Origin of the sequence: Dyadobacter koreensis, assembly GCF_900108855.1 — a bacterium.
Classification (GTDB): Bacteria; Bacteroidota; Bacteroidia; order Cytophagales; family Spirosomataceae; genus Dyadobacter; species Dyadobacter koreensis.
Window position 1 is genome coordinate 724209 of the sequence record NZ_FNXY01000005.1, and the last position, 6335, is coordinate 730543.

Annotated in this window: 4 protein-coding genes; 1 reads left to right on the forward strand and 3 read right to left on the reverse strand. The window is 39.2% G+C overall.

From position 1 onward, the window contains the following. Positions 1–3: 3 nt before the first annotated feature. From BMY70_RS18745 to BMY70_RS18755, 3 genes are all read right to left on the reverse strand, one after another. Positions 4–1194 carry a putative sugar nucleotidyl transferase gene (locus BMY70_RS18745; RefSeq protein WP_090337801.1) on the reverse strand — a complete coding sequence of 397 codons (1191 nt, stop codon included), beginning with the start codon at positions 1192–1194 and terminating at the stop codon, positions 4–6. Positions 1195–1317: 123 nt separating this feature from the next. Further along, complete coding sequence (locus BMY70_RS18750) at positions 1318–1578, reverse strand: type B 50S ribosomal protein L31 (protein WP_090337802.1); 261 nt, start codon at positions 1576–1578, stop codon at positions 1318–1320. 132 nt (positions 1579–1710) lie between these two features. Next, entirely contained in the window at positions 1711–2625 is a 915-nt protein-coding gene (locus BMY70_RS18755; RefSeq protein WP_090337803.1) for a sugar phosphate isomerase/epimerase family protein, read from the reverse strand. A 452-nt stretch (positions 2626–3077) separates the two neighbouring features. Between BMY70_RS18755 and BMY70_RS18760 the strand changes: the two genes are divergently transcribed. After that, positions 3078–5522, forward strand: a complete 2445-nt coding sequence (locus BMY70_RS18760) for a ribonucleoside-diphosphate reductase subunit alpha (RefSeq protein WP_090337804.1) — start codon at positions 3078–3080, stop codon at positions 5520–5522. The last annotated feature ends 813 nt before the right edge of the window (positions 5523–6335 follow it).

Here is a 6335-nt window from a genome sequence, read left to right on the forward strand (position 1 = left end):
ATTTTATCGCTGGTTTTTTGTTTGTCCGAAAACTTCCAGAAGTATCGCTTCGTCGGTTTCGTCAAATGTCACTCCGCGACGGCTGACTGTATCTTTCGCAACCGCAATCGCTTTTTCGAATCTGTATTCTGTAAATCCTTCCGCATTACCGCCCCAGGAATAGGAGGGAACATGTTTCGGCTGGAATCCTGCGCCAAATACATTGACGTTCACGCCTACGACAGTTCCGGTATTAAACATCGTCGAAATTCCTGCTTTCGAATAATCGCCCATAAAAAGTCCACAAAAAAGCAGGTCGGTACTTTCCAGTTTTCCGGTAACATAGCTATGGAGCTTTACCGCAGTATGGTCATTTTTTAAATTAGAATTATTCGTATTCGCTCCCAGGTTACACCATTCTCCCAACACGGCATTTCCTAAATAACCATCGTGTCCTTTGTTGCTATATCCAAAAATCACGCTGTTGCTAACTTCACCGCCCACTTTGCAAAAAGGGCCAACAGATGTGTTAGGCCGTATTTTTGTCCCTTGCGCAAGTACGGAGCTTTCGCCAATGGCAAAGGGCCCCTGGATGGTTGACCCTTCCTGAATCAAAGCATTTTTTCCTATATAGATCGGGCCGTTTTCAGCATTTAAAACCGAAGCTCTGATTACGGCACCTTCTTCGATAAATATATTTTCAGGATTGTAACAATGCGTAAATGGATCTGTTAGACCAGCTGATTTTCTGGAAGCCAGTATTCTTTCGAAATCTGATTTTATCTGAACTCCATTACCAGAAAATACATCCCAGATCCGGCGGATCATAATAACAGATTCTGAGTATACGAGTTTATTGAAACTGTTTGTTCCGGCAGCAGGAGTCCAGTCGCTGGAAGAAGTTTTTATGGCTAAAATCTCATTGTCAGTCGAAATAAGAACTGATTCATCAGTTAATTTCTCGATGGCTTCTACCAATAAAGTATCAGGGCAAAGAGCGCCGTTAATATAAATCTGATCGGTTGAATGAATTGCTGGGAAACGAGTACTTAGATAATTTTCGGTTTGAAAAGAGGTTGAAGTTTGCAGCCAGTCATTCCATTTTTCAGCGATAGTCCATATTCCGCAGCGAATTTTGGCGACTGGGCGTGTATAGGTAAATGGTAATAATTGTAAGCGAATTTTCGGATCGTCGAATAAGATGATACTACGCATAGAGTGTTTTAGTATGTATCGTCAAAGTTCGTCCATTTTTTTGGTTCGGGCAAAAAAAGAAAGCAGTCTCTGACAGCTTTCGCTTCGAGACTGCTTTCTTACAAGCAATTAATTTTTTTAAAATTAAGCTTCAGTAGTTTCTTTTGTACCGTAACGTTTTCTGAATTTATCAACACGTCCCGCAGTATCAACAAGTACATTTTTACCTGTGTAGAATGGGTGAGACTTAGAAGAAACCTCAACTTTGTATACAGGATAAACTGTTCCATCTTCCCAGGTAATGTTTTCGCTGGTTTCGATTGTCGAGCGTGTAATAAATTTGAAATCACTGGATAAATCCCAGAATACTACTTCTCTGTAATTGGGATGAATATCATTTTTCATTTGTATATGCAATTATGTGTTTCGATACAATTCTCAAAAAGGATTGCAAAAGTAAAAATTCTTATCTATTAAACCAAAGAAATCTGAGTTATCTTTCTCAATATCTACGCGATAAATATAAAATATTATAAATCAGACCTCACTAATCTGCTTTTGCAGCACTTCAATCCCTTTTTTAGACTGGCTGTCAAAGTCCTGATAAACGAAACATTCGATCGAAAGCCCTCCTTTGTACTTTATTTTTTTCAATGCGCTGAGGTACGGCCTGAAATCGTCACCGGCGACGCCGGGTGGTGTGCGGTTTTGTTTTTCGGCAATATGGCAGTGGACAATATGTTTCCCGAATTTAACGATCTGGTCGGCCGGTTCGTCTTCTTTCAACATGTGATAAATGTCGCAAAGCAGCTGAAAAGACGGACTGTTTACGGCATCGATGATTTCAACACCTTCCGCAAGGCTATTGATAAAATTGGTTTCCCCGCGGTTCAAAGGTTCAAGTGCAATTGTGACACCATGTTTATCGGCAAGCGGAGCCATTTTTTTACTTAATTCTATATGCTGCGCTTTCGCCTTATCACGGTCAAAACCTTCCGGAATTACTCGGGATGCGCCGCTTCCAAAAACAATATATTTGGAACCACATTCTTTCGCACGTTTCAATGCAAGATCTGTGCGCTGCAATATCGCTTCATGATTAGCATCCGGCCCAAGTGTTTTCAAATCTCCGGGCAAGAGAATTACATAAGACCGGATCGGGAATTTTTCTTCCTGTAACTGCTGAAGGTTTTTAGCATATTTCAAATCACCGTCTTTTGGAATCAGAAATCCACCCACCGATTCTTCTATATAGGAGCATCCATAACTTTTCAGCATTTCTGCTTTTTCATAAGATGCATAGACGCCAAGTGGTAATGAAAATTTAGCTCCCGAATTATAAGACGACATAGCTTCCGCCAGTGTTCCTGCCCCCAGCGTCAGGCCGGCATAAATTCCGGACGATTGCTTCAAAAACTTTCTTCTTGACTGTTGTTCAAATGGCTGATCCATATCTATTTTTTTGAAAAGTATATGTATTAATAAAAAGGTTGAATCGGATTAATATGAATACAAAAAATATGATTAATTGATAAAAGTTTGCAAATTTTAAAATAACGGGGAAATTTTTTCCCATGTAAAGTATTGAATATCAGATATTACTATTGTTATTATTTTGTATTTACAAAGCATTTACTAAGAAAAAGTTTACAAATTTTTTAATTGAAAATTTAGCAAAATTATTTTTCGTAAACCTGTTTAGGTGTTTTTTTGCTAATTGACTTGTTATAAGAATCTTAACAATTTCATAATTTGTACTATCCCTGCAAAGCTCTTTTTTACCTTAAATTACCGCTTGCAGATTCGATTAATTTTCAGTTATTTCATGAAAATATTATCCCTCCCTTCATTATCATAAACAACTAAAAAACACTTTCACCTCAGAAAAAGAAATTGACATGTCCATGTATGTAATAAAGCGTGACGGTCGCCGCGAGTCGGTAAAATTCGACAAAGTGACTGCCCGTATTGAGAAACTGAGCTACGGCCTCGATAACAATTATATCCAGCCTATAGAGGTAGCTAAAAAGGTTGTTTCCGGTATCTATGACGGTGTAACAACCGCTGAACTGGATAACCTTGCTGCCGAAACAGCAGCTTCAATGACTACCAAACATCCGGATTATGCTATTCTTGCTGCCCGGATCGCGATCTCGAATCTTCATAAAAACACATTGAAGTCGTTCTCGGCAACAATGAAACGTCTTTACACTTATATAGATGCTAAAACCGGTGAAAATGCTTCATTAATTTCAAAAGAGGTTTATGAAGTTATCCGCCAGCACGCATCGCTGCTCGATTCTACTATTATATATGACAGGGACTATGCCTATGATTATTTTGGTTACAAAACCCTTGAAAAATCTTATCTACTTAAAGTAGACGGTAAAATCGTCGAAAGACCCCAACAAATGTTGATGCGTGTTGCTATCGGTATCCATCAGGAAGATGTACAGGCGGCAATAGAAACCTATCATTTATTATCTGAAAAGTGGTTTACGCATGCCACTCCAACACTGTTCAACGCAGGAACGCCGAAGCCGCAAATGTCTTCTTGTTTCCTATTAACAATGAAGGAAGACAGTATTGAAGGGATTTATGATACGTTGAAACAATGCGCGCTTATTTCTCAGTCGGCGGGTGGTATTGGTTTGAGCATACATAATGTGCGTGCAACAGGTTCGTATATTAAAGGAACAAATGGAATGTCAAATGGTATCGTTCCAATGCTTCGTGTATTTAATGATACTGCGCGTTATGTTGATCAGGGCGGTGGAAAGCGTAAAGGTTCTTTTGCAATCTATATGGAACCATGGCACGCCGACGTTTTTGATTTCCTTGATCTGAGAAAAAATCATGGTAAAGAAGAACAGCGTGCGCGGGATCTTTTTTATGCAATGTGGATTCCTGATTTGTTTATGAAACGCGTGGAAGCAAATGATACCTGGTCATTATTCTGTCCGCATGAATGTCCGGGATTGGCAGATACGCACAGTGAAGAATTTGAAAAGCTTTATGAGCAGTATGAGCTTGAGGGAAAGGCAAGAAAAACAATAAAAGCGCAGGATCTCTGGTTTGCCATTCTGGAATCACAGATTGAAACTGGTACACCTTATATGTTGTACAAAGATCACGCAAACTCAAAATCGAACCAGAAAAATTTAGGTACAATTAAGTCTTCAAACCTTTGTACTGAGATCATGGAGTATACCGCTCCTGATGAAGTTGCGGTTTGTAACCTGGCTTCGATCGCCTTGCCTAAATTTGTGGAGATGAAAGCTGACGGATATTACCGTTTTGATCATCAGAAATTATATGAGATCACCAAAGTGATCACACGCAACCTGAACAAAATAATTGACCTGAATTACTATCCGGTTCCGGAAGCTGAAAAAAGTAATAAGAGACATCGTCCGATTGGTATAGGTATCCAAGGGCTGGCAGATGCTTTCTGTATGATGCGCATGCCGTTTGATTCTGATGAAGCGCGTCAGTTAAATAAAGATATCTTCGAGACAATTTATTTCGGAGCAATGGAATCCTCTATGGAACTGGCGAAACTTCACGGTCCATATGAAACATGGGAAGGCAGTCCGATATCACAGGGGATTTTCCAATTTGATATGTGGGGAGTAAAACCGGAAAGTAATAATTGGAATTGGGAAAAGCTGCGTAAAGAAGTTGTTCAGAACGGTGTTCGCAATTCATTGTTACTAGCGCCAATGCCAACGGCATCTACAAGCCAGATTTTGGGAAATAATGAGTGTTTTGAGCCATTTACGTCTAATATATATGTAAGACGCGTTCTGTCGGGAGAATTTGTTGTTGTTAATAAATATCTTTTGAAAGATCTGGTAAGACTTGGACTTTGGAATGAGGATATGAAAAATAATCTTGTTCGTGCCAGCGGTTCTGTTCAGGCAATTCCAAACATTCCTCAAAACATTAAAGATCTGTATAAAACGGCCTGGGAAATTAAGCAGCGCAGTATCCTGGATATGTCTGCTGATAGAGGTGCGTTTATCTGCCAGTCGCAGTCGCTTAATATTTTCCTTGAAGAACCGAATTTTGGAAAACTTACTTCGATGCATTTTCATGCATGGAAAAGAGGTTTAAAAACAGGGATGTACTATTTACGTACGCGCGCTGCTTCCGCTCCTGTTCAGTTCACGTTAGGGAAACAAGCTGAGGCCCAAATTGAGCCAGCTACCGAGGTGGTTGCGGAAAAAGAATTAAATTATGTTCAATACGCAGAAGATCATACCAAACCGGTCACGCCACGTGATAGTCGTGCAGATATGCAATGTTCGCTGGATGATCCGGAAGGATGTGAGGCTTGCGGGTCTTGATTTAACAAATTGCAATATAATGGACGGGCTCTCAGTTTTAATTGAGGGCCCGTTTAATTTTTTGGGCGTTACACCAGATATAAATCACATTTGTACTATTTCAGTTTACGTGATTTTTAAAATTGGACATAGGTTTATGAAGACGTATATGACAGTTCTTAGAGCGATACTTATGCTCATATCAATTAGTTCATTAGCTCTTGGAGTGTTGTTCTCATATCAACACTGGGATGGAAGTGACAATTTGTTATGGATTGGATTGTTGCTTTTCATGATAATGGTTGGAGATCATTATTTCAATAAGAGAGTTCATATTAGGCGTAAAGAGGATTTAAGTGATCGTGATTAAATCAGTTTGATTTTGCAGGGCTTTAACAACATAAATATTTGATTTGGATGAGCTTGTATTTTGTAATCCACGTGGTTGCCTTTTCTAGTCAGAATAAATCATATAATTTCCCCGGGGCCCTTAGCGTCTCTTGTAAACAATCCGAGAAACTTACCTGCCGAATTGAATAAGATTTACTCTTTCGATATATAGGAACAATGGTAGAACCCATCAGATATATGTGTAAACAGATTAGCCAATCTGCAAGCACTTGGTTACACCCAGCTTCTCTGCGATCATAAAAGAGACCGGATAACCACATTCCCAACCATTCGGGCCACATTTCTATATCCTAACCTAACCCCATAAAAAAAATTCCAAAAAAAATCTGGGGCAGATTTTCCTCATTTTGAGTGTTTTACAAATTTTTTCAAAAAAACTTTCAAAATACTTTTGGCTTGTACTTGCGCAGTAAAAAAAAAGGC